Source organism: Mesorhizobium sp. P2_E10 (assembly GCF_056404235.1).
Genome location: NZ_JBFUEK010000031.1, coordinates 1 through 24413 on the forward strand (window position 1 = coordinate 1; position 24413 = coordinate 24413).

Sequence of the window (24413 nt, forward strand, 5' to 3'; positions counted from 1 at the left end):
TCCATGCCGATCAGACAGGGCGACAGCTTCGCGAAGAAGGGCAGTACCTGCCGGCGGCGCAGCGGCTTGCGGACGACAACATCGCCCACTGCATCAACACAGTGAACCTGAAAAACGCTTTTGGCCAAATCCAGGCCGATCGTGATAATCTCCATGACGGGTGGCTCCCTTGGCTCGTGGTCGCTTTGACAGCATCCACACTTTGGCACTCAGATGCCGGGAGCGGGAGCCATCCACATCATCTGCTTTGGCGTAGGCAATGTTTGCGTACACGGCTGGCATGCGGCGCCTTGCCGCCCGGCAGCACTGAGCCGTAAGCAGCCTGTGCTTTCGACAGCAGCGACTGCGAAGCGGACGTGCGCTACGATCAGATAACGCCAACAATTCCACGGGCGGCTTGTCGGAGCAATCGGATGAGAGTTCCGTGCCTGCCTCTCAAATTTGGCGGTCAATAAAAGGTGGCCGCGTTCCAGCGCAAATATTTGGTTCGCAGCGCGCCTGCAGACCTGCAGGAAATCAAACCCTCTAGTGAAGCGAGCCATCTCTTCATAAACTACGCGTAGGAGATTTCTGTGGCCACCACCATCGACGTAAGCCCAAAGCAAGATTTCTGGCATCGGCTCTGCCGGACACGCCCTTTGCGGGCAGTGTCGGAGATTGTGTGGAATGCGCTTGACGCGGATGCCAACAACGTGTCGGTCGAATTTCGGCTCAATCCATTGGGTGTCTTGCACGAAATAATCGTCACAGACGATGGGTCCGGTATACCTCTCCCAAAAAACGACGAGCACCGGTTCGCCGCACTCGGCGGTTCATGGAAGGCAAAGGTCCAGCGAACGCCTGACAAGCGCCTTATGCATGGGAAGTTTGGCGAGGGCCGATTCCGCGCGTTTGCGCTAGGCGGAATCGTGACATGGTACACGACGTTCAAAGACGCTAACGGGTTTCAAGCCTATGAGATACGAGGCACCGTTTCCCAGCCGGGAAAGTTCACGCTCTCTGATGTGCAAAAGGCGGTTGAAAAACGGACGGGAACGATCGTCACCGTCGCAAATCCCGAACCGGGTGATGGGTCGCTGCTATCGACTGACTTCTCGGAGCACATGTCGCGCATTTTCGCACCATACTTGCTGAACTATCGGGGCGTTGTACTCTCAATCAACGGAAACCGCCTAAACACCGATGAGATCGTCGCCAAGCGCGAAACTTTTCCCCTGCCTCCTCTCTCACTCCGCAATGGCGACACCATTACGTCGTCGCTTGAAATTGTCGAATGGCGTTCAATAAGTGGTCGTGCTCTCTATCTTTGCGATGAAAATGGCTTCGCACTTTCGGAGCGAGCGCCGGAGGTAAGAGCGCCTGGGTTCAATTTTGGCGCCTACCTTAAGTCAACATATTTCTCTCAGTTAGATGAAGGAGCGCTCGTAGATATTGATCTGGCCGACGGCATGGGACACCTGCTGGCCGCCGCGCGAGAGCGTCTATCCGTATATTTCAAGCAGAGGGAACGCGAGAAGGCGAAGGCTCTCATCGACACCTGGAAAGCTGAAGGGGTTTATCCCTATCCGGAAGTCGCAGCATCGCGTTCAGCGGACAAAGCACGACAAGTCTTTGATATTTGTGCGGTGACTGTTAACGACTACGTTGACGGCTTTAACGACCAGACAAAGGCGGCCCGTCAATTGTCGTTCCGTCTCTTGAAGGAGGCCATCGAGTCGGGCTCACCTGAGTTGTCCAAGATTCTCTCCGAGGTCCTGATTTTACCGCAGGCGAAGCAGAAGGAATTCTCCGCACTACTCGACAAGGCAAACCTTACCAACATCATCGATGCGGTGAAGGACATTGACCATCGGCTCCAAGTAGCCGTGGGGCTTCGTGGCCTCGTTTGCACCGCTGAGATACGCGACAGCGTCAAGGAGAGAGAGCATATCCATAAGGTCGTTGAGGCAAATTCTTGGCTATTCGGCGAGCAGTTTGCGTTGGGCCGCTCGGAAAGCAGTCTCACAAACATGCTACGTGAGCATTTGCGCCTGTTAAGGCGCGACACGCGAATTACCGAACCAGTGCTCAAGTCGGGCGGCAAAACAGGCCGTGTTGATATTATGCTAGCAAAGCTCGTTAAGGTTAGCGGTCGCACAGATGACAATCATTTGATTGTAGAACTCAAGCGCGCAAACCGGAAACTGGCTCATGCCGATTTCGCTCAGCTTTTCGATTACGCAAATTCAGTCATTCAAGACCCGCGCTTCGACAAAACCCTGGTGTCTTGGGATTTTTGGCTTGTCGGTGTCGAAACCGACGATGCATTAAACGAACTTTGTAACGCGCAGGATCGTCCACCCGGTTGTGCTCATATTTTCAAAGCTGGCCGCGCACGTATATGGGTCAAGACTTGGGGCGAGATCATTCAGGATTGCCTTGGTCGCCATGAATACATTCGAAGCAAATTGGAGTTGGAGATTGGGGAGGAGGAGGCGATGGGAAATTTGAATGAGATGTATTTTAAGGTTGTTAAGCCTGACGAAGGGCAAGGCAAGAAATAGCTGTCTCAATCACCTTAGACCCGCGAAAAGTCCCATTAATTTAAGCGTACCTTTTCGCCGCCTTCCGCTCACGATGACAACGGTCGTGGATCAATTCGGTGGTCTTGGCGACGTAGCCGTCCGAAGCGTTAAATCGGCCCAGTTCGGAATATACAAGGGACAAATCTTCACCACAATGCGCGCGCTTGCGGTCCTGCAAGGCCCACTTCTTCCGCTTAAGCGCCCGACGCCGCATTGGCTTCTTGCGCTCGTCGCAGATAAGTTCCTTTGCGACCTTGCATAGCCGGCATATCGCTTCTTGACGCCGCTGACTGGATCAATGTCCGAAATTTGCCTGCGAATTTCGGACATAGGCGCCCTGGGCGCCAGATTGCTATTGAAAGCCGGACGCACCCGCAAAGCATAGCCTAGCGCCGAGCTATTCCTCCATATCGACTCCGGCATTCTCGTGGGCGCCAGCCAGCTCTGGCATAATGTCGCCCGCCAGCAGCTTCTCCTTCGACAGCAACCCAGCATCCTCGAGCGCCTCGAAATCCGGCAGATCGCGCAGCGTGTCGAGCCCGAACTCCAGCAGGAACTCTTTTGTCGTGACGTAGGTGTAAGGCGCACCAGGCGTCGGGCTACGCGGACCGGAGGCGATGAAGCCTGCGCCACGCAGATGGCCTATCAGGTCTCTGCTGATTTCCTTGCCGAAGAAGGATGACAATTCCGCGCGGGTGATCGGTTGGAAATAGGCCACACACATCAGCACCAGCACCTCGGACTGCGTAAGCTCGCTCGCGAATTCGTTTCCTCCGACCGCGGCGCGGATGGCATCGGCATAGGCCGGCCGCGTCAGGTGCTTCCAGCCACCCGCGACGGCGACCAGGTCGTAGGGCCGGCCGCGCAGTTCCTCACGGATGTCGTCGATGAGGAGATCGATGCTGCAACTTCTGCCGACGATGCGGGCCAGCGCCTCGCGGCCGACCGGTTCACTGGCGGCGAAGATCGTTGCCTCGACGCGGTGCATCCACTCGCGCCAGCGCGCCTCCGGCGGTAGGTGATCCATCTCCCGATCAAACAAATGGTCATTTGTTCGGCTGTCGCCTCCTTGAGCTCCTCCCCTTCTCCTACGTGCACTCTCCACCATCGTCTTCACAGCCCGTAGATGCGGAAGGTCGGGCGGCCGGACAGCTCGCGCACGGCGCCGAGTTCGACCAGCCGGTCGAACAGGCGGCGCAGCCCACGGTCGCTCATGCCAGCGATCCTTTCCGAGGCAACGATCGCATCGTCGGACAGGAGCTTGTCGACAACAGCGTCTGCCGCCTTGGCCCTGAGTTTCGGCGCAACGGCAAGCAGCCGGTCCGCGCGGCGCTCGAGCTCGGCGGAAAGATCAATGGCACGCAGCGCAGCCCGCGCCTGCGCGGCAAGCAGATTTTTGGCACGCTCAGGATTTGTCTCAGTGCCTGTCGCCACAGAGCTGGTTGCCGATCGGCGCGGGCGGGCGCTTGTCCCTAAGGCTGCCTCGGCGCCGAGCAACGGCACCGCATGTGCCCAACTGAGCCGTTGCGCCAGCAGGGCGTCCGCGAGCCAACATCCGAAGGCTCGTGCGAAGCCATATCTTTCGGCAGCCGTGAACGCGCCGGTCAGCATGCCGACTATTCCGATGCCGGCGGAAAGCTGTCGAAGATCGTCCCCCAGGTCGCTGACTGCGTCGTCGTCGCGGCGCAGACCGAGGTCATCCAGCACCGCGCCGATGCTGGCCTCGGTCAGCAGTTTCTCGGCAGGCGTGCCGGCCAGCCGGCGCCAAGCCAGCAGCATCTTTCCGGCGGGGCCGACGGACAAAAAATCGCCCGGGCGTGTGAGCAGAACGGCGTCGCGCAGCGCGCTTTCACCCTCGACGCGGCCAGCCTGCCTTGCCGTCACCGCTGCGGCGACGAGCGCCAGCCGCTGGCGCCAAGCGCCGGCCCACCGCTCCTGCCGGCGCACCACCGCATCAAGCGCACAGATGGCGGCGCCGGCAACGAGCGCGATATCGTCGACGTCTTTGCCCGCAACGGTTTGCGCATCGGCGACGGCGCGGCGCAGCCAGGTCGGGACGAGGACCACCGGCGTGGCGATCGGCGCTCCAGGGGGCGGACCAGGGTGGCGCGAGAGGGATTGGGGCCGCAGAATCATTGCAAATGAGCATGAATCACGGCGGCGCTTTTGGCAATCGATTTGCGTTGAATCCGCCGCACCTGTCGCGGAACCAAAACGAATGATAATGTTGCATTATCGTTCGTTTTGAAAAAGGCCTACTGCAGCACCTGCAAACCGTGTCAGCTGACCGGATATCGTGAGATTCGCCGCCTTTTTGAATCGGTTTTCGTGAGACTACCTTCCCTGCGTTGAACCCGCTTGGGGTTAAACGCCTGAATATCCGAGGCTTTTTGATCCTGGCCGCTGGCCACCTGACTTTGTCACGTAGTCTCACGATTTCCGACTCGAATGCAGGTAGTCTCACGAAATCCGCTCCACCCAAGGGCGGCAAAAGCGCCAAGTCCGCGTACCTCATGCAGCTCCTGGGTGCCCTCCGAATGCTGCGCTGCTCCTAAACCGCCCAATTCACGCCCTTTCGCCCACAGTTGGCGCGGGAGGCGATTTTGCACCTTTTCCGCCCCGTCCGGGCGTCCGGGCCCACGAATGCCGCTCTACGGGCGTTTATGAGGCGCGATAAAACACGCCTGCAACTGGCCGGTTGATCGCAGCCGTCGATATTGTACAAACCGCCGTGAAACAGCCCTGGAAAACGCGCATGGCGAAGGCCCCCTCCCCTGCCCCACGACCGCGCCGCCTCATCGGCTATGCGCGAGTCTCGACCGAGGATCAGGTAACCGATGCACAGGCTGACGAACTGAAGCAAGCCGGCTGCGCGATCGTCCACCACGAACAGGGATCGGGCGCATCGCGCTCGCGGCCAGTGCTGGCGAAGCTGATGCGGGAACTCCGCGCCGGCGACGTTCTGGTCGTCGTCAGGCTCGACCGCCTCGCCCGATCGGTCAGCCATCTGCTCGAAGTGATCGAGACGTTGGAAAAGCGCGGCGCGCATTTCCGTTCGCTGCGCGACCCGATAGACACCTCGACGCCACAGGGCATGTTTTCGTTGCAAGTGCTCGGCGCGGTCGCCCAGCTGGAACGGGCGCTGATTGCCGAGCGCACGAAGGCTGGCATCGCCGCCGCCAAGGCGCGGGGCCGCCTTCCCGGCAATCCGGGTCTGCGCGAGCGTCGGCCGGAAAGCATACGCGCCATCGCGGCGGCTCGGGACAGCGCTTATGTCACCGACCTCATCGCCTCGGCGCAAAGCTTTCTGCCGATCGTGCGACGGCTGCGACCCCAGCACAACTGGTGTCGTCCGGGTCCTGAATCACAAGGGGCAGAGCTGGGCGGTGGAACGCCTCCGCCGCTCGGTATATCGACTGGTGCGCGAAGGCCTCGCGGAACCGGAACTTGTGCAGCGCGCGCCGCGGCGGCAGCCTGAGGACCGATTGATGACGCTTGTGGCCGGCATCGCCATCGCCGATCCGGAGCTCAGCCTGCGTGCGATCGCCTCGCAGCTCGAGGCGATGCGGGAGCGGACGCCGCGCGGCGGCTGGCAATGGGCCGCCTCCTCGGTCAAGCATCTGCTCGATCGCGCCAGGCGTCTCGGTTTGGCGGTGCACGAACCAGCCGAGGCTTGAAACGGGCATTTTGCGCCGTTCTCCCGCCCTTCCCTCTCGTTTTGGTGCGGCGCGCGCCACGGTCGACCGCGCCGCGGATCGCCGCCGGCCATCGGCCGATGACCGCTTTCACCTTTTTTCGGCCGAAATCATCGGAAACCTCGAGAATGCGGAGGATCGCGTCGACCGGATTCCTCAGGACGCGGGCAACGCCGACTGCAAGCGCGTACCGCTCCGCCCATGGCGCGTTCGGCAGATCAGTGATCGCCGACGGCAGGCGCTGCTCATAGATCGGCACCGCAAGCGTGAATTCCGGCACCAGGATGCTCAAGGCCGCGCGCCTGCAGGGCCGCGACAGAATGGAAGGCTCGTGCTGACCCGCGAGCGGCAGACGCGCCAGCTCCCACGCCGCTGGCGGCGATGCAGCTCGTGACGGCGTCAGCAGCAGCGAAAGGACCGAGCCGATGGGAACCGCTGCGGTATCTCCCTCCATCGCCCATCGATGCAGGATCTCCGCGCCGCGGCGGGCTGCCGCTTCGTCACCCAAAGCGCTGATGCCACGCATCTCGAAACCGAATAGCGGGTGACGATGTCGATCGCAGACGAAGCTGAAAGCGAACGACCAAGCTCTCAATCGTTGCGGTCGTTGCAGGCCGCGCGAGCAGACAGGGCAAATCTTCCAAGAATCCAGCCGAAGCAAGCTCCGATAGCGCGCCGGCACGTCGCGGAAGGTCATGGCGAACAGACGTTCGACCGAGCTGCTGGTCGCGGCTGCGATGCGCTCCATGTCCGCCATCACGGGTTCGGTCTCGAGCTGCAGCGCAGGCCGGGACCATCCGACATGGGTCTGCAGCCCGTCGAGAGAAACCAGATAGACATCGGCGACCCGCTCCAGCCAGGAACTCAGCCGCTCGTCTGGAAAAGGCGGCGGCACGACCGGCAGCGGCGCCCTCCCGTTCCCCGTCATGGCTCACGCCGCGAAGGTCGTCGGCGCGACAACACGGTGATCGAGGATCGCGGCCGGCGTAATGCGTTCGGTTCCCGTCAGGATCGCGTCCGTAGCGAGAGCCATGAGCATCTTGAAGATATAGTCCGTGATGCCGCCATTGACCTCAACGAGACGCTTGAGCGCGCTATCAGTCAGCTCGGACGGCGAGCGCAACGGCAATGAGTACAGGAGCCCGCCGATCAGGCCTTGGAAGTCGGCATCATGCCGCCAGGGCGGCAGGCCGTAGGGCTCGAACCGGCTGTTGAGATGGGCATCGCCCCTGATCGCTTCGCGCGCCTCGTGCGAGCCGAGGCAGATCAGGGGAATCCGCAATTCATTGCCCAGGAAGCGCAGCAGATTGAGCATCCGGCGCTGCTCGCGGTAGGTGCCGGCGCTCACGTTCTGCACCTCGTCAATGATCAGCATACGCGGCGCGATTTCCTGGAGCAGCCGCAGCGCCTGCGTTTCGAGCTGCCCGAGGCTAGCGCGGGTTGGGGGCGGCGCGCCGATTACCGTTAGCAAGCGGTTGTAGAAGCGTCCCTCCTGCGGGGAAGCAACCATCTGCACGACGATGACAGGTCGGTGATGGATTCCGCTGTTTTCATCGAAGCGGGGCGGATGGTCGCGCACGAACTTTTCGATGATCATCGTCTTGCCCATCCCCGAGGCGCCGAAGATCAGCAGATTGGGCATGCGGGCGCGCTTGGGAAACAAGAGCAGTTCCTCGAGCTTTTCCAGCGCCTGGCGGGCACGCGGATAGTCAATCCATCGGTCGGCCCGGATATGTTCCATGCGATCGCGATCGGGCAGATCGGCATGGGCCCGAACGGCGGGGTCGAGATGCGGATAGTCCGTCATTCCCATACCTCCACCGGAAAATGGGGCAAAGCGATCACCGGCTCGTCCGCCGGCGCACTCGCCGGGAGCGCTGGTCTTTCTTGCAGATGGGCGCGGCGAGCACGCAGCCTGCGGGTTTGCATGGTCTCCCGTGTTGCCTGGTCGACCAGGGCTCGCTGTGCGGCGATCGTCTGGAAGATCGTCTCCTCGTCGATCTCGTTGCGGCCGCGAGCCCGCTGCACGCGCAGCGCCGCCTTCTGCTCCCACAGCGTAATCGCCGGGCGTCCGGGATTGCGTGTCGGCGCCATCAGATAGTTATCGCCCAATTTGACGAACACCTGGAGCAGGTCCCGCGGATCGTATTTGACCAGCACCTTGTCGTCGCAACGGCCGATCCAGGGCGCAAAACCGTCCGACCAATAGCAGATGTTGTGCAGGTGGATGCCGGTCCGACGCAACGCGCGCGCCTCGAACGGCAGGAAATCGATCAGGAAGGTGAGCGGATCGCGTACATGCCGCGGAGGACGTGCGGATATGGCCTCGTTCCAGGCCGCGAGCGGTGGCCTGCCGATGCCGCGATGCAGGTCGGAATGATAGGCGATGATTTCCAGCGCCAACCAGGCCTCGAGCTCGCGCATGGTCATCACGGCGCGAGCCTCGGGGTCGTAGTCGCCCCGCTCCAGCACGTTGGAGAAGTGCGTGCCGGGCAGAAGATGCACCGCGCCCATCATCGTGCCGATCAGACGTTCGACGTGCCCGCCGAACCGCGGCGTCCCCGGTGGGCGGTAGGACACGATGATGTTGTAGTCGTCGCAGCCTCGCTTGAAGGCGCGGGCATGGAATTCGGCGCCGTTGTCGACATGAATGCACTCCGGCAGACCGCTTGCCGGCCATTCCAGGGAAACCCCGCGATCCTGCAGCCAGCGCGTCTTGTCGATGATCGCATGCGTCAAGCAAAGCGCCACCGACGTCACCGACGGCGCCTCCAGCGAAAGGTAGAACCCGAGGACCATCCGCGTGTAGACATCGATGGCGATCGTCAGGATCGGCCGACCGATGGCGAGTCGTTCGATCGGATCGACTACCGTGACGTCGACCTTCGTATGGTCGATCTGGACGACCTGCAGTTGATGCTGCGCGGAGAATTCGCCCGGCAGGGCCAGGAATTGTGCATCAGCCCGCGCCTTCCCCTCGCGACGGCGCGTCATGGTCTCGGCATCGAACGTCGCAAGGTAGCCCTTCAGGCGTCTGATCGAAGGCGGCGTCAGACCGTTGTGCCGGCAATCGGCAACGATGCGCTTCCACAGTCGCGTCAGCGTTGGGCGTTCCGGCGTGGCGTAGAAAGTGCGGATTGCCTCATCGACGAGCGCCTTCAGTTCGGGCTTTAACGCATCAATCCCCCGCCGCTGCCGGCCAGGCCCCCGACCAATCAGGACAGCTGCCCGCTCATCTTCCCGGAACAGCTTTAACCAGCGGAATAGCGTCGAGCGGCTTACCCCTAATTCGGCGGCCGCATCAGCAACCTCGCCTGGGGTCGGGCGATTCGGCAGGCGCCGCAGCACCTCGGCTCGCGCCAGAGCGCTTTCCCATTCCCGGTCGCCAGCCTCGTTGCGGTCGATATCCATGGTGCGAGGGTCGCCAATGTCAAGCTGATCCTCGATAACCTCGATTCGGTTACAGAATTACGTCATCGCCAAGTCAATAATGCAGCCCGACCCTACTCTAAGATACTCAAGCCGTGCTTCCGCACGATCATCAGCAGCTTGACGGCCGTCCCGCTTGGTCGCTTGGCGCCGATTTCCCATTTCTGCACTGTTGATTCGGAGGTGTTCAGAAAGCGAGCGAAAACCGGTTGGCTCACGTGACAATTCTCCCGCAGGCTCTTGATCTCCTCCGGCCCGAATTCCATGGGAACGGCTAAACAGCTTTCGTCAAAACTCCGCATTGTTTCCTTGTCGATCGTTCCGACCTTATACATCGCCTTAACGGAGCTATGGATCGCCTCGTAAGCGTCGCTTTTGTACCTTTGCTTAGTCATCGTCGTTCTCCGCATGGCGCCCTGGCAATCGAACCGTTGGAATGCATGGACAGCAAGGCAGTTTGGTTGCAAGCTGGGCGGTGGTTCACGAAAAGTGAATCAGTCTCAAAAATCTGAATCGTGTAAGCTATTGAAAAGCTGGAATGTGTCCCGCCAAGAAAAACGGTCAGCCGACATTCTGCACCGTCGATTCCGACGTGTTGAGATAGCGCGCGAACACCGGCTGGCTGACGTGATTGCGCTCGCGTAGCGCCTTGATCTTCTTGGCGTCGAATATCGTCGGCCGGGACAGGCACGCTTCGTCGAAGGAGCGCAGGGTCTGCTTGTCGACCGTGCCGGCGCGCACCATGCCTTCCACCGCGCTGTGGATCGCCTCGAAGGCGTCGCTCTTGAATTTTCGTCTAATCGTCATTCGCCAATCTCCATCAAAACTCCAGCAGTCAATTCCGCGTCCAGATCCTCGGTCGATTTGCGCCGGTAGAGCGCGGCCAGTTCGCGAAACGCACGCAATTCGTCATCATCGATGTTCGCCCTGTCCTGTTTGGCGAACAGATAGACGTAAACCCAAAACTCGCCGCTCCTGGCGAGCAAGATCGATCGAAAGCGATTGTCACCGAGCCGTTTTTTGAAAACGCCTCCCCCGAGATCGTCCGCCTTGCCCTGCGCGGCCTCCCTGACTGCCCGCGTGAGCGCTGCATCCGAAAGCCGTGCCTTGCGCGCCGCCTTGGCGAACCATGCTGTCTTGAATATCCGATCGGGCATGACGAAAGATAGCACTTGGTGCTATGGCATTCAATGGGCGTAGCAACGGTACTGAGTTCGTGGACAAGCCAACCAAGCCGAATGCTCTTGCGAATAGCGTATCGGCGAGCGGGATTATTATGGCACACAAAGCCGATGATGAATTGCCCGCCATCGTTGAGATCTTCTCGCGATGGGCGGGAAAGTCCCTGATCCGGCGTTGACCAATAAGCTGCGTGGCCCTCCCCTGCCCATGGCCAGGAAGCGATCGCAGAGTCGTCCATAAGTGCCCGCCCGGCGCCGCGAGAAGCGCGCCCCGCTCTTTGTCGTGCGTGGCGGGGAGCAAAACTCGGGGCTATAGTCAGGTGTCTCGCGGTGGACAATTCGGCGGTTGGGTCGCACGTTGGGCTCTTCGAATCGCACCACTGCGACATTCCAATGAACGAGAGCGCCGATGGGCAGTGCCCGTAATTTCATGACGCCCCTTGACGCGATCGACGCCGACGACCTGCCTGACATTGTCGACGTCGTCATGGAAATGGGGCGGCCGGATGAGGTTTCCTCCCCTCCCCCGCAGGTCCTTGAGTCGCGACAAGCAACACTGCCCGCGCATCTCGAAAAGCTGGCCGACCGTGCGCGCGATTATGTCGAGGCGGCAAGTTCGGCAAACACGCGTCGTGCCTATGCCGCCGACTGGAAGCATTTTTGCGCCTGGTGCCGGCGCCAGTCGTTTGATCCGCTGCCGCCAGATCCCCAAATTGTCGGCCTCTACATCACGGCGCAGGCCTCGGGATCGGCAAGCGACAAAAAGTCTGTGTCGACCATTGAGCGCCGCCTGTCGTCCCTGACCTGGAACTATACGCAACGCGGTCAACCACTCGACCGGAAGGACCGGCATATCGCCACCGTGCTCGCCGGTATCCGGAACAAACACGCCTCCCCTCCCCGTCAAAAGGAAGCCATCCTGCGCGACGATCTTGTCGCCATGCTGGAAACGCTCGACCGCGGCACGCTGCGCGGTCTGCGTGACCGCGCCATGCTGCTTTTGGGCTTCGCCGGCGGCTTGCGCCGCTCCGAAATCGTTGGCCTTGATGTTGCGCGAGATCAAACCGAGGACGGTCGCGGCTGGATTGAATTTTTCCCGGACAAGGGCGTGCTGGTTGCGTTGCGCGGCAAGACCGGCTGGCGCGAGGTGGAGATCGGCCGTGGCTCAGCGGACAGCACCTGCCCTGTCGTTGCCCTGCAGACCTGGTTGAAGCTGGCCCGCATAGCGCACGGCCCCCTCTTCCGCCGCGTCACCGGGAGGGGCAAAGCGGTGGGAACCGAGCGGCTCAACGATCAGGAGGTGGCGCGGCTGGTCAAACGCGCGGCCTTGGCCGCCGGCGTGCGCGGTGAACTTTCCGAGGGCGAGCGCGGCCAAAAGTTTTCTGGCCATTCGCTGCGCGCAGGCCTCGCTTCCTCCGCCGAGGTTGATGAACGCTATGTGCAGAAGCAGCTTGGCCACGCCTCGGCGGAGATGACACGCCGTTACCAACGCCGGCGAGACCGTTTTCGGGTCAACCTCACCAAGGCAAGCGGGCTTTGATCGCATGCCCTCACCTCTGCCCCTTTGACAGAGTTGTGCCCACGAGAACCTCAGCCGTCGGGCGCGATCAGCTTTACAGACGGGAAATAGGTGCGGTAGCGGCCGACGTCGCGGGTCAACAGCGGCAGACCACCCACGGCGGCATGGGCGCCAATGAAGAAATCAGGCAGCACGCCGGTGCGCGCTCCGCCAGATTTGCGGTATTGCGTAAAGATCTTGCCCGCCAGAAACAGGGCGTCGCGCGGGATCGGGGCGAGTTCCAGGGCCGCCTGTTTGATGAAGGCATCCAGTTCCTCGATGCGGTTGTAGCGAACCGCAAGCTCTGCGTAGACAACATCGTTGATCAGCAGCGGGCCAGCGATGCTCGCGGCCTCCAGCTTGGCAAGCGACCAGTCGGCCCATTTCGGATCATCGGTGACAAGGTCGAGCAGAATGTTGGTGTCGACGAGCGTCACGCTTCGCCACGCGTCAGCGCCATGATTGCGTCGGTATCAAGCCCCGTGCCGGCATGGCCACGCAATTTGGCGAACCGGCTCGCCGGTCGTTTCTTGTCGGCGCGCGCGAGTACCACGCTGCCATCGGCGGCGCGCACGAAATCGACTTGGCTGCCTGGAACGATGCCGAGAAGGTCGCGGACCGGTTTGGGGATCGTCACTTGTCCCTTGGCTGTGACTGTCGTGGTCATGCTTGCACCCATCGTAATACCATATTGACTAAAGGTATTACCACACACGCCGATTTGCAATCCTGGCTGCGAAATGCCAGATCCGGCTACTAAACGGTCCTGCTCAAAGTCGCGCGTATGCCCGGTCCGCTGAGCGACCGGGGGTTGCCCGCCCGTTCAAGCGCACCGCTCTGGCCGCCCGCTCGCAGAGCGATGTCTCGGAGGGTGGTCGAGAAAAAAGAGTTGCAGCCCATTGACTGCGACCGGGCCTGACGCGTCGGCTGAGGTCAAAGAGCGTTACGTGCAGAAGCAGCTTGGTCGCACGAGTGCCGAGATGACCTCAAAATTCGAACGCCGCCGCGACCGTTCCGAGTGCCCTCTCCAAGCGGCCGGTACTGCTCTACCCTCCTCCAATTTCATTAGCCACAGAGCGTCGGGAGATAAGGAGGCCGTCCTGCGCGACGATCTAATCGCCATGCGGAGACAGTCGACCGTGGCACGCTACGTGGCCTGCGCGACCGACCTATGCTGCTTTTGTGCTTCGCCGGCGGCTTGCGACGCTCCGAAATCGTCGGCCTCGATCTTGCTCGCGACCAAACCCAGGATGGCCGCGGCTCGACCGATTTCTTCCCGGACAAGGGGGCTGGTTACCCTGCGCGGCAAAACCGGCTCGCGCTAGGTCGAGATTGGCTGCGGTGCGTCGGACGCCGCCTGCCGTGTCATCGCCCTGCAGACTTGGCTCAGCCTGGCTGGCATTGGCCCCTGTTCCGCTGGGACACCGGAAAAGACAAAGCGGTGGGAGCCGAGCGGCTTAACGATCAGGAAATCGCAAGTCAAAAGCCCTGCCGGCCGGGGTGCGCGGCGACATTGCGGAGGGCGAGCGAGAGATAAAATTCTGCGGGCACTCGCTTTACGCGCCAGCCTCGCCTCCTCGACTGAGGTTGGGAACGATAACGTTGCTCAAGCCGTCAAAGGTCGAACATCGTGACCGAGAAGCGAACCTGGTCCGGACCGTCAGGCGCTATTCGTAGAAATCCTTTCTGAGAGAAGTTCTCCCGGCCATCGGGACCCCGCCGAGGAGTGTCGGCGTGGTTCATCAGATGCTCCATGGGCCAGGCCTCGAGATAACCACAGCCCCCGCGCTCCGATGCCAGCTTGCAGCATACGGCATAAGACGCCGATCGACGAACGCGGCCGTCGTTGAAACGACGGTGAGCGGACGCAATCGCAATGATGCGAATTGTGCCTCTTTCTCCCTCATTGTAGACCGCTTCTGGAACGGACGCATGAAGTCGGCGATACATTCGGATGACGGGGCTGATGGCGGCGGCGGCGATCTTTTGGCCGGCCTGCGCAATTTCCAGCTTGGTGGCCCTCCGGACGCCGCTCTGTAAAGCAGAACTCATCGATCTATGTCTGGCTTGGCAACTCACCTCGGCGGAACAGCGCTTCGATCTTATGCTGGACTTCAACATGGGCCTTTCCTCATCCGAAATTAGGTCGGCCAGTTCGGCAGTTGAGAGGGGTGACGACCAGGCCAAGTTCGCCTCCCGCGGAAATTCAGGTCGACCCATCACCGTTCCTATCTTGCACAGAGGGCCTAACTCCAACCACGGAACCGGAAGCGTGCCTTTGGCCGTTAAAACTTGACAGCCGTGCAAATCGGATAATTGTGCCGTCATTTCAATGGCGTAGACGTCCGAATGTCATGTCAAGCTTGCACTGCCTTACAGGGCTTATGACGACTGTTCCCAACAGCTCGGGGTTGCAATTTTAGATTATGCTTTCGAGGCGAGGACGCCCGTTAACCTCCTGTTAACTAAAAACTTCTTGCTGGATTGCCCGAATCGGGCATTAATCACGCTTGCAGTGACAATCATGTCAGAAAAGCGTTATTCTGGAAGTTGCCGAATATGAATTTGATGCCCGATCACGGCTTGGAGTTCGATTTCGACGAGGAGATTCTCGAACAGGGAGAGCTTATCTCGGACAAATTGAACATGCTGCGGCTTGAGCAGTATCCCCCAAATGCGATGAAGGGACTACGGCAATTTTCGTCGGTCGAGGTCGCGGACTTTCTCGGCGTCACCCAGAACCATATCAAAAAGCTGCATCTCGAAGGCAAGGGCCCCGCACCTGAGGTTTCCAGTTCGGGTCGTCGTTCATACACCGCTCGGCAGATGCTCGAGTTGCGTCAGTACCTCGACAAGCACGGTCGTTCGGACTTCAAGCGCTATGTTCCTCACCGCCGTCAAGGTGACACGCTGCAAGTCATCTCCGTCGTCAATTTCAAGGGTGGCTCCGGCAAGACAACAACAGCTGCCCATCTAGCTCAATACCTCGCTCTGACAGGGCACCGCGTTCTCGCAATTGACCTTGATCCGCAGGCTTCCCTGTCAGCTCTGCATGGCATTCAACCTGAACTCGACAAGAATCCCTCGCTTTATGAAGCGCTCCGATACGACGAGCACAGGAAATCAATCAAGGAGATTATTCGGCCGACCAATTTCCCGGGTTTGGACATCGTACCTGCCAATCTTGAACTGCAGGAATATGAGTACGACACTCCACTAGCCGCTTCTAACAAGAATTCACCAGAAGGGCGCTTGTTCTTCACGCGCATTTCTGCGGCGCTTAAGGAAGTTGACGATCGCTATGATGTGATTGTCATAGATTGCCCACCGCAGCTCGGTTACCTAACGCTCACATCTCTGACAGCTTCGACGTCGGTGATTATTACCGTGCACCCGCAGATGCTCGATGTGATGTCGATGTCTCAGTTTTTGCTCATGCTCGGTGGGATCCTGCAGTCCATCAAGGGGGCTGGGGCAGCGGTGAAGCTGAAGTGGTTCCGTTATCTCGTGACTCGATATGAGCCGACTGATGGTCCCCAGGCCCAGATGGTTGGTTTCCTGCAAGCTCTTTTCAACAAGCGCATGCTCAAGAACCAAATGGTGAAGACCACAGCCATCTCAGACGCTGGCATCACGAAACAGACACTTTACGAGGTCGAGAAAAGCCAATTTACAAGATCAACATATGAACGGGCGGTTGAAAGTCTGAACGCGGTCAATTCCGAGATTACGTCACTTATTCATAAGGCATGGGGGCGAAAGTGACCATTTTGACAGCCGTGCAGAACGACAGTTTTGGGAGCAATTTCAAAAAGATGAGAGCGGTTCTGAGAGGACAGAATGGCTAGAAAGGACCTTCTGGCAAGCGTAACCGCGTCACTTACACGGGAACAGCCAGTGCATTCTGCGTCACAGGCTAGGTCTGACTACGCCAAGCGTGGCGCGTCGCGTTCGATGATGCAGTCACTGGACGAACTGGCCGAGAATTCAGTGCGGATGCTCGATGGCGAAACCGTGGTGGCGATTGACCCCAAGGATCTCGATGGTTCGTTCATTGCTGATCGTATAGGGGAGGACGACGCAGAATACCTACAGCTCAGACAAGCCATTCGTACATCTGGCCAGTCGACACCGATCCTTGTGCGACCGCACCCCCATGATACAGGCCGCTACATGATTGTATTTGGCCATCGACGGGCAAAGGTCGCCCGCGATCTCGGCATTAATGTCCGAGCGGTCGTGAAGCGCTTGGCTGACATTGAGCATGTCATCGCACAGGGCCAAGAAAATACTGCTCGAGCCGACCTGTCGTTTATCGAGAAGTCGTTGTTCGCTCGGAAGTTGATTGAGGGCGGTATGACGAAGGATACTGTCAAATCAGCTCTTACGGTCGATGACACGCTGCTGTCTCGTATGCTGTCGGTTGCTGAGACAGTTCCCGAAGCGGTGCTGAGTGTCGTTGGGGCCGCAAAGGGTGTTGGCAGGGATCGTTGGGAAGAACTCAAAAAACTAGTCCAGATTCCAACCAATGCCACCAAAGCGATCGAGTACGTTCGAACCGAGCAGTTTGCAGCAGGTCAGGTGAAGGATGAAGTCTTCAACCTGCTCCTCAGTCATCTGAAATCATCCAAGACACCCAAGAAGCCAAAGGTTGCCCTCGCACCCAAAGCCTGGGCTCCTGCCGACAAATCACTGAGCGTTGCGATTAGAGGGACACCAAAGAAAGCTTCGATAATAGTCGAGGCAGCTTACGGTCTCCATTTTGCTGAGTTCATAGCAGGCCAACTGGACGGTCTTTATGAGGCCTACAGGAAGCAGGAAAAGGAAACCAAGGGAGACTAAAACCGCAAAAGAAAAAGGCCCCCGACGGCGAACCGTGGAAGCCCTTCTCGATCTTTAGCAAGCCGAGAATCTCATTTCCGCGAATCAGTGTCAAGCGTTTTAAGCGTCGATTCGGCGGACGGATTTCTTTTGCCTAATTGAAGGCGAAGAAGAAATGGACACGGGTATTGCAACGACGCCCTTTGGGCGGCGGCCGATGTCGCTTGCCATGCTGGCAGCGCAAAACGATTCACGTGAAATCCCCAAGGGCAGGGTTGTCGACAAGTGGCAGATCTACCGCAACCTCTGCGAAGGCAAGAGCATCGTCGGCATCGGCGATCGTGCTCTGGCCGTCCTAAATGCGTTGCTATCTTTCTATCCTGACAGTGAGTTGAGTGAGGAAAACGACCTGATCGTCTTTCCCTCGAACGCACAGCTGTCGCTCAGGGCGCACGGAATGCCCGAGCCCACAGTCAGGCGGCACCTGGCGGCTCTTGTTGACTGCGGGCTGATCATCCGTCGGGATAGCCCGAACGGCAAGCGCTACGCCCGCAAGGGCCGGGGAGGGGAAATCGAGGAAGCATTCGGCTTCTCCCTGGCGCCCCTGTTGGCCCGTGCTTACGAGTTCGAGGCGGCGGCCGAGCGTGTTCGTGCCGACAACCGGGCGCTCAGGCTTATGCGCGAGCGGATCACGTTGCACCGCCGTGACATCCACAAGCTCATCGAGGCCGCCCTTGAAGAGCACGTTCCGGGCGACTGGGGAGGCTTGTGGAAGCGCTTCCGCAGCGTTGTGGAGGCAATTCCGCGCCGAGCCTGCATTGCCGAGCTAGAACCGATCGTAGCCGATCTTGCCGTATTGCATGACGATGTGGATAAGCTGCTGGAAACTCATATGAAATCCACGAATCCGAGCGGCAATGACTCCCAAAACGAGCGGCAGCAATCTGATTCAAATACCGACTCTACTTTTGAATTTGAACCTGCTTTAGAGAAAAGCGGGGCGACGGCCGAGCCCAGAACGAGGACCGCAGAGGCGCCGAAAACATACCCGCTGGGGATGGTGCTGAAGGCCTGCCCCGAAATTGCGGATTATGCCGTCGACGGGATCAGCAATTGGCGCGATCTCATGATAACCGCGGCCCAGGTGCGGGGATATCTGGGTGTTTCGCCGTCAGCGTATGAGGAAGCCTGCCATGCCATGGGTCAGGAGACCGCGGCGATGGTGATCGCCTGTATCCTGCAACGTGCTCAGCACATCAATTCCGCCGGCGGCTATCTTCGGGCGCTGACTGATAAGGCCAGGGTAGGGAATTTTTCGGTCGGGCCGATGCTGATGGCGGCGCTCAAGGCCAACGGCGCCACAGCAAGGATGACGGGATGATGATCGCCAAATCCCGCAGCTTATCGCTTTGTGCCCAGCTCAAGCGCGTATTACGATGGCCGGCTGATACCTGTGGAAAGCCCGGAAAACCCATGTCTTCCGGAAGAAAAGAGTTCAGCCGATGACCACCACCGCCGCCGCCGCCGCCGTCTCGAAAAACTTCGGCGCCTATCAGGATGCCGCGGTTCGCGACCCGGTCATCATCACCAAGAACGGCAGGCCGCGTACCGTGCTGCTGGCTTACGAGGATTTCGTCCGGTTGTCGAAGCGCGACCGGCGGGTCGAGCTCACGGCAGAGCTCAGCGCGGACGAAATCGCCTCGGTCGAAGCAGTCGAAATGGAGCCGGGCCTTGACCATCTCAACGGCGAGCTTCTTCCGGCAAAGGTCTGACAGCAAAAAATGCTGCCGGCTGAAATCAAGGTCGGTCATGTCTTCCGCTATTCGTATCTCTGGCACTGACAACACCGCGAGGGGCGCCAGCAAGCCGACACAAGGACCGGCAATGCCTGGTGCTAGTGCTGGTCGCCATGTAGGAGGACGGCCCCCGGTCGTCCACGTCCTGCCGATCACCCGTACACCACCGTCCAATCCCGATGATGCCATCGAGATGCCGGCCGCGGTCAAGCGCTTGCGGCTGACGGTGAGCGGGCGGATCGGTTTGAGTGTGCCAACGTCGAGACAGTCGATCTGATGCATTTCGAGATAGGCGGTCGGCGTCGGATTCTGATGGAAGGACGCCCTCCGGCTAATTCGAGCCCTAGGAGTGGTCTTGCCAAACCTGACGCGGTCCGCGCAGCCACGGCGGCCAGCGATTCCGTGAGTTCGGTCGTGGCGCGGCGCCCAATCATCCTTGCAATTGTGGAGTGCGACTCCTATTTTGCAAGGAAGAATCGAAGCTCACGCCGCGTCGCTGCTGCGGTCGAGCGTCCCAGCATGGCGGTCAGATCATCCGGCAGCACCGCCTCTTCTGAGGCGGGGCGGCGTGTTTGTTGCCGTCGCGGTATGCTTGCTCTTGCCGAACGCGTATTTCCGGGTTTTGATCGACGAGAGAGAGCATCTCCTCTAGAAAGATCAAAACGAAAGGCTACAGTTTATCGTTCGTTTTTAACTGTCGACGGGCACGGCGGCTTTCGGCCATTTTCATTGCCAGAAGCGCCGCGATGATTCATGCTGTCGACGATGATTCTGCGCCAGAAACTGCTTCGCCATGGACCTGTGGTCGTCACCTGCGCAGCCCCGGCTGCGCTGGCCGCTCCCGTGCCGCCGTGGCTGCGCGCCGCAGCGGCCGGTCCGGGCTCGATTGAAGACGCTGCGTTTGCCGCGGCTGCGGCGCTGACCGCCCTCGATGCGGTGGTGCGCCGGCAGGAGAGATGGGCCGGCGCCTGGCGGCAGCGCCTGGCACTCGCGGCAGCGGTGGCATCGGCCAAACGCGCCGGCAGGGCTGAGGACCAGGCGGCGCTACGCGACGCGCTGCTGCTCACCCGTCCCGGCGACGACGTTGGACCCGCCGGCCGTATGCTGCTTGCCTGGCGAACGCTGGCATCGCGTCCGGTCGCCACGTTGGTCAGCGAGGCGGTGTTGGTCCGTGTCGCCGCGGATCTGGGGAGCGCGCTTGACGAGGCGGCGGCCGGCCAAATCGGTGACGAAATCCAGGCGATCTTTGGCGCGGTCGGTAATGCAGTCGCTGGCGCGGTCGACGCGATCGCGGTGCTCGAGCGTCATCACAGTCGCGCCGCGCGTGAGCTTGGACCGTGGCTTGCGGACGCTGTTCTGGCCGACCGGCTAGGGTGGGCGCATGCGATGCCCCTGTTCGGCTTGCACCCGGTGGCGGGCGGTCGTCGGTCACCACATGCCGAACGGCAATCCGGGCAAGCGTCCCGGCAACGCATTTGGGCGGCTTATGCGCAGGCGGCGCTGCAGGCGATGGATCTTGCGGCCGAGCTCAGCCGCCGCGCCGACCGCCTGCTGGCTGTCGCCCCAAAACTGCGGGCGAAAGGGGCGGACAACGTCGTCGAAAAGCTGCTGTCCGACGACGCGATCGTCGCATCCGAAAAGATCGCCGGCATGAGCGACCGCGGCCTGCGCCGCCTGTTCGACCGCCTGATCGACCTTGGCGCCGTGCGCGAGCTGTCCGGCCGTCCGACCTTCCGCATCTACGGGCTGTGAGACCATGGAGCAGGCGAGGGGTAGAAGGGCGAAGGAGCGATCAGATGACCACCTGTTCGACCGCGAACTGGATCACCTGCCGCCAGAAGTACGTTGGCGCGAATGGATGAACCGCGTCGAAGCAACCATCTTCGCCGCCAGCGAACCGGTCAGCCGCGAGGTGCTTACCCGCATCGTCGGCAAGACCTGCAGCATCGACCTTTTGATCGACGACATCCGCGAGGAGCTGCGGGGCCGGCCTTACGATCTGGTCGCGGTCGCCAGCGGCTGGAAACACCTGACGCGGCCGGCCTATGCCGACGCGATCCGTACGGCCGTAGGCTCTAGCGAACGCGCCGTCGACCTCACACAATCCGAAGTGCTGGTCTTGATGTGCATTGCCTTCTTCCAGCCGATCACGCGCGCCGAACTCTCGTCATTCTTCGGCAAGGAGATCAGCCGCGACCTGATCGGCAATTTGCGCTCCTTCGGCCTGATCGCCTCCGGCCCGCGAAGCCCGACGCCAGGCGCCCCCTATACCTATGTGACGACGAAACAGTTCCTGCTGGAATTCGGGCTTGAAACCTTGCGCGATCTTCCCGACTTCGAGGCTCTCGAGGATGCGGGGCTGCTGTCGAAGGAAAAGCTTCTGGCGGGCGACATCATGCCGGGGTTTTCGGGCCCCGGCGAGAGTGATGCCGACGCCGACGAATAGAGCGCCTGTGCCTGGCCGGACGACCGCCATCGTCACCGCAACTTCTCGAGCGATATGACGGCAAGATCGATTTTCCCCACGAGGTCCCTCAACGGCGCACAATCCGGATAGTGTTGCATCAGCATGGACTGTGCGAGGTGGAGGTCCTCGATGTGTTGTTCGCCAGCTTTTGACGTTCCTCCGGAATTCTCTCCGTAGTAGAGGTCGAAAAACACCGCATCGGGCATGGCCGCCCGATCGTGTTCACATTGAACCCAGTCATCAAGCTCGCTTCGGACAGCATCAACGCGCTTGTACACGCCTGCGCGCGCTAGCATGTCGGTCAGCACTGGTACTCGACAGTGGTTGTGGGGCCGCGTGGTGGGGTAGCCCCATCAAGCGAATATCCCTTCGACGCATCGGCATACAGGTAAAGTTCACAGCTTCCCGGATAGTACATCCCCGCCCATTCCGGCCTTGCGAGCGACCAGTTGTGTCGCCGCGCCCAGGCGTCACGCTCTTTCGACGCAGCACTCCCCGCGTAAGGTTCGTCGGCCCCAACGTGATGTTTTGCGACGGGATCGTACCAGGCACTTCCATGATCACGTCCAGGCAGGCGGGCCAGATATTCCGCTCCGGGTTCGATGTGTGCCTTGGATGGCTGCAGGCCCGTGATGTCCATGAACTGCAGTACCCTCGCAGCTCCGCAAGCGATGTCCAAAGCCGCGCGCGCAGAGTCTGGTCGATGCCCATCGACCACATGGTCTGAGGCACGACGCCGGAAACGACCGAGCTTGTGAGCATATCGATACTGAGACGGCTTGATCAGTTCATCAAGCGGCTTTGAAATGGATACCCGGATCGTCTCACGGCCGGAGGTACGTGATGGCAATCTTCCCAGAAGGTGGAGATATAGACCACATTCCGCGCCAGGCTGGCTTGCGCTGGACGATCGCCCAACAGATCGGTGTGCATGCTGGAAATTGCCAAAGCCCGATACTTGAGATGCCGTGTCGAGGGCTTTGCTGTGCGGGATTGAATCTCGCTTTGAAATCGCCTTGGCAAGGCGCTTTATCTGCGCCTTCACGACCATGAGCTGCGCCTCGAGCATCTGCAGGCAGAGCCGTGCGTCAGCTGGCACCCTCGGATCGTTCTCGTCGTTGATGACGGCAAGCAGCATCCCGCCCCGCCCGATCGGCGCCACGATACCGAACTCCGAGAGATGGGCCCGCAACGCGTTCGATAGCTGGGTACGCTGTCGGTTGAGCATCAACCGAACCCGGTGCAACATCATCACACTCTGCTGCTCGGGCGTCTTCACCGGCACGAAGCGCATGGTCGGCCGGGTCACGGCCTCGCAGATGGCCTCAGCATCGGCCGCATCGTTCTTCTGCCGCTTCAAGTAGGGCTTCACATACTGCGCAGGAAGCAGCCGCACATCATGGCCTCGTGCAATCAGTTCCCTAGCCCAATAGTGCGAGGAGCTGCATGCCTCGATCCCGACGAGGCATCGGGGCAGATTCTCGAAGAACCCCAGGACCCGCCCACGGGTCAGTTTCCTGCGGATGACAACCTCGCCAGCCGCATCCACGCCGTGCACTTGAAAGACCGACTTCGCGATATCCAGACCAATCGTCGTAGCAATGCCCATGGCAGCTCTCCTCCAGCTCTAGCCCCGCGACTATAGCCGCAACGGGTGGAGAGCCGTCCACCGCATCAGAAGCGGACTGCCAGGACTGGCAGGTAATAAGATGAGCGCGCCAGAAAGCAGATGATGTGGATGGCTCCCGCTCCCGGCATCTGAGTGCCAAAGTGTGGATGCTGTCAAAGCGACCACGAGCCAAGGGAGCCACCCGTCATGGAGATTATCACGATCGGCCTGGATTTGGCCAAAAGCGTTTTTCAGGTTCACTGTGTTGATGCAGTGGGCGATGTTGTCGTCCGCAAGCCGCTGCGCCGCCGGCAGGTACTGCCCTTCTTCGCGAAGCTGTCGCCCTGTCTGATCGGCATGGCTGGTCAAGCAGCGCACGCAGCTGGTGAACATGATGCGCGGGCTGCTCGCCGAATTCGGGATCGAGATGGCGCGCGGGCTGCACCACGCGCTTACGCTTGCCGCGCGGCTAGCGGCCGGCGAGGCGCCCGAAGTACCGTCCCTGGCACAGCGCATCGTCGTTGGCCTGGCGCGCCAGATCGGAGACCTGCAGGACCGGCTGACAGCAATCGAGAAGGAGCTCCTCGCCTGGCATCGCTCAAACGAGTTGTCGCAGCGGCTTGCGACGATCCCCGGTATCGGGGTCATCTCGGCCACTGCGCTGGCTGCCTCGGTGATTGAACCAGAGCGCTTCCGCTCGGGCCGACAATTCGCCGCTTCGCTGGGCCTGACGCCGCTTGCCAACTGCAGCGGAGGCAAGGAACGATTGGGCAAGATCTCGCGCATGGGCGATCGCTATCTGCGCCGGCTGCTGGTGGTCGGCATGACTTCGCTCGTTCGGCGGGCAAGGACAAAGCCTGACTCGGTTGATCCGCGCCTGTCTGCCATGCTGGCGCGCAAACCGGCACGTCTCGTGACGGTGGCTGCCGCCAACCGGACGGCGCGCGTGGCCTGGGCGATCATGACGCGCGGAGGAACCTACCGGGCGCCGATCAGCGCCGCAGCCTGATCTGGTTCGGTGGCAATCAAACAAGACGCGAAGGAAAAGGAAGTTCACCAGTTGCAAGGGCGATGAGATGTGATGGCGAACCGGTCATACCGGGAGCTGGGATAACCCGTGCGAATGTCGTGGGCGTCATTGCCCGCAAAGCAGAGTGGGACCTGACTCGCGGATACCATCAAGGCCAGCGGTCAACATGAACGACTGCATCAACAGGCCGGACAGAAGACTGCACCTGACCCAATCGTCAAAAACGTCAAATCACCCCTTGCAATGCGGGAGCCATCCACAGA

At 60.5% G+C, this 24413-nt stretch carries 19 protein-coding genes and 6 pseudogenes; 11 read left to right on the forward strand and 14 right to left on the reverse strand.

The genetic code is table 11. The features are described from left to right. Positions 1 to 155, reverse strand: a pseudogene (locus AC1D0N_RS31090) (IS110 family transposase); the annotation flags it as partial. A gap of 417 nt (positions 156 to 572) precedes the next feature. Here AC1D0N_RS31090 and AC1D0N_RS31095 point away from each other — a divergent pair. After that, a complete protein-coding gene (locus tag AC1D0N_RS31095; protein WP_477250369.1) occupies positions 573 to 2543 on the forward strand; it encodes an ATP-binding protein in 1971 nt (656 codons plus the stop codon). A gap of 418 nt (positions 2544 to 2961) precedes the next feature. On the opposite strand, the gene scpB (AC1D0N_RS31100) is transcribed toward AC1D0N_RS31095, so the two are convergent. Beyond that, entirely contained in the window at positions 2962 to 3672 is a 711-nt protein-coding gene (gene scpB / locus AC1D0N_RS31100) for an SMC-Scp complex subunit ScpB (RefSeq protein ID WP_192180001.1), read from the reverse strand. 5 nt (positions 3673 to 3677) lie between these two features. After that, positions 3678 to 4700: a DUF1403 family protein gene (locus AC1D0N_RS31105; RefSeq protein WP_477250372.1), complete on the reverse strand. Its 1023-nt coding sequence runs from the start codon at positions 4698 to 4700 to the stop codon at positions 3678 to 3680. 619 nt (positions 4701 to 5319) lie between these two features. Here AC1D0N_RS31105 and AC1D0N_RS31110 point away from each other — a divergent pair. Continuing rightward, a pseudogene (locus AC1D0N_RS31110) lies at positions 5320 to 6241 on the forward strand (recombinase family protein). Here AC1D0N_RS31110 and AC1D0N_RS31115 read toward each other — a convergent pair. From AC1D0N_RS31115 to AC1D0N_RS31140, 6 genes and pseudogenes are all read right to left on the reverse strand, one after another. After that, entirely contained in the window at positions 6177 to 7154 is a 978-nt protein-coding gene (locus tag AC1D0N_RS31115; protein WP_477250374.1) for a TniQ family protein, read from the reverse strand. The pseudogene AC1D0N_RS31110 and the gene AC1D0N_RS31115 overlap by 65 nt on opposite strands. 36 nt (positions 7155 to 7190) lie before the next feature. Next, entirely contained in the window at positions 7191 to 8066 is an 876-nt protein-coding gene (locus tag AC1D0N_RS31120) for a TniB family NTP-binding protein (RefSeq protein ID WP_477250376.1), read from the reverse strand. Next, positions 8063 to 9670: a Mu transposase C-terminal domain-containing protein gene (locus AC1D0N_RS31125; protein WP_477250377.1), complete on the reverse strand. Its 1608-nt coding sequence runs from the start codon at positions 9668 to 9670 to the stop codon at positions 8063 to 8065. The genes AC1D0N_RS31120 and AC1D0N_RS31125 overlap by 4 nt, the downstream gene beginning before the upstream one ends. A 92-nt stretch (positions 9671 to 9762) precedes the next feature. Further along, complete coding sequence (locus AC1D0N_RS31130; protein WP_477250379.1) at positions 9763 to 10083, reverse strand: helix-turn-helix domain-containing protein; 321 nt, start codon at positions 10081 to 10083, stop codon at positions 9763 to 9765. Positions 10084 to 10261: 178 nt separating this feature from the next. Beyond that, positions 10262 to 10495 (reverse strand): annotated as a pseudogene (locus AC1D0N_RS31135) (helix-turn-helix domain-containing protein); the annotation flags it as partial. Beyond that, on the reverse strand, positions 10492 to 10845 hold the full coding sequence (locus AC1D0N_RS31140; protein WP_477250380.1) for a type II toxin-antitoxin system RelE/ParE family toxin: 354 nt from the start codon (positions 10843 to 10845) through the stop codon (positions 10492 to 10494). The gene AC1D0N_RS31140 and the pseudogene AC1D0N_RS31135, both read right to left, overlap by 4 nt. Before the next feature lie 433 nt (positions 10846 to 11278). On the opposite strand from AC1D0N_RS31140, the gene AC1D0N_RS31145 reads away from it, so the two are divergent. Continuing rightward, a complete protein-coding gene (locus tag AC1D0N_RS31145) occupies positions 11279 to 12409 on the forward strand; it encodes a site-specific integrase (RefSeq protein WP_477250382.1) in 1131 nt (376 codons plus the stop codon). Between the two features lie 50 nt (positions 12410 to 12459). On the opposite strand, the gene AC1D0N_RS31150 is transcribed toward AC1D0N_RS31145, so the two are convergent. Next, on the reverse strand, positions 12460 to 12864 hold the full coding sequence (locus AC1D0N_RS31150; RefSeq protein WP_477250384.1) for a type II toxin-antitoxin system VapC family toxin: 405 nt from the start codon (positions 12862 to 12864) through the stop codon (positions 12460 to 12462). Beyond that, positions 12861 to 13094, reverse strand: a complete 234-nt coding sequence (locus tag AC1D0N_RS31155) for an AbrB/MazE/SpoVT family DNA-binding domain-containing protein (RefSeq protein ID WP_477250386.1) — start codon at positions 13092 to 13094, stop codon at positions 12861 to 12863. Before AC1D0N_RS31155 ends, AC1D0N_RS31150 begins: the two co-directional genes overlap by 4 nt. Before the next feature lie 421 nt (positions 13095 to 13515). Between AC1D0N_RS31155 and AC1D0N_RS31160 the strand changes: the two are divergent. Then, a pseudogene (locus AC1D0N_RS31160) lies at positions 13516 to 14016 on the forward strand (site-specific integrase); the annotation flags it as partial. A 25-nt stretch (positions 14017 to 14041) separates the two neighbouring features. Here the strand turns inward: AC1D0N_RS31160 and AC1D0N_RS31165 are convergent. Next, positions 14042 to 14479: a hypothetical protein gene (locus AC1D0N_RS31165; protein WP_477250398.1), complete on the reverse strand. Its 438-nt coding sequence runs from the start codon at positions 14477 to 14479 to the stop codon at positions 14042 to 14044. A gap of 507 nt (positions 14480 to 14986) precedes the next feature. Between AC1D0N_RS31165 and repA the strand changes: the two genes are divergently transcribed. The 6 genes from repA (at position 14987) to scpB (AC1D0N_RS31195) (ending at position 21490) form a co-directional block, all read left to right on the forward strand. Beyond that, positions 14987 to 16192: a plasmid partitioning protein RepA gene (gene repA / locus AC1D0N_RS31170; RefSeq protein WP_027053683.1), complete on the forward strand. Its 1206-nt coding sequence runs from the start codon at positions 14987 to 14989 to the stop codon at positions 16190 to 16192. 75 nt (positions 16193 to 16267) lie between these two features. Further along, positions 16268 to 17269: a plasmid partitioning protein RepB gene (gene repB, locus AC1D0N_RS31175; protein ID WP_477250388.1), complete on the forward strand. Its 1002-nt coding sequence runs from the start codon at positions 16268 to 16270 to the stop codon at positions 17267 to 17269. Positions 17270 to 17423: 154 nt separating this feature from the next. Further along, positions 17424 to 18629 carry a plasmid replication protein RepC gene (gene repC / locus AC1D0N_RS31180; RefSeq protein ID WP_477250390.1) on the forward strand — a complete coding sequence of 402 codons (1206 nt, stop codon included), beginning with the start codon at positions 17424 to 17426 and terminating at the stop codon, positions 18627 to 18629. Positions 18630 to 18750: 121 nt separating this feature from the next. After that, positions 18751 to 19020 (forward strand): type II toxin-antitoxin system Phd/YefM family antitoxin, encoded by a 270-nt coding sequence (locus AC1D0N_RS31185; RefSeq protein ID WP_477250391.1) that lies wholly within the window; start codon positions 18751 to 18753, stop codon positions 19018 to 19020. A gap of 777 nt (positions 19021 to 19797) precedes the next feature. Beyond that, positions 19798 to 20796, forward strand: a complete 999-nt coding sequence (locus tag AC1D0N_RS31190; protein ID WP_477250393.1) for a DUF1403 family protein — start codon at positions 19798 to 19800, stop codon at positions 20794 to 20796. 4 nt (positions 20797 to 20800) lie between these two features. Next, positions 20801 to 21490, forward strand: coding sequence for an SMC-Scp complex subunit ScpB (gene scpB / locus AC1D0N_RS31195; RefSeq protein WP_477250394.1), 690 nt, complete (start codon positions 20801 to 20803; stop codon positions 21488 to 21490). Between the two features lie 32 nt (positions 21491 to 21522). Here scpB (AC1D0N_RS31195) and AC1D0N_RS31200 read toward each other — a convergent pair whose 3' ends face one another. Next, positions 21523 to 21819 (reverse strand): DUF5623 domain-containing protein, encoded by a 297-nt coding sequence (locus AC1D0N_RS31200; RefSeq protein ID WP_477250396.1) that lies wholly within the window; start codon positions 21817 to 21819, stop codon positions 21523 to 21525. 722 nt (positions 21820 to 22541) lie between these two features. Beyond that, positions 22542 to 23120, reverse strand: a pseudogene (locus tag AC1D0N_RS31205) (IS110 family RNA-guided transposase); the annotation flags it as partial. 207 nt (positions 23121 to 23327) lie between these two features. Between AC1D0N_RS31205 and AC1D0N_RS31210 the strand changes: the two are divergent. Next, positions 23328 to 24129 (forward strand): annotated as a pseudogene (locus AC1D0N_RS31210) (IS110 family RNA-guided transposase). The last annotated feature ends 284 nt before the right edge of the window (positions 24130 to 24413 follow it).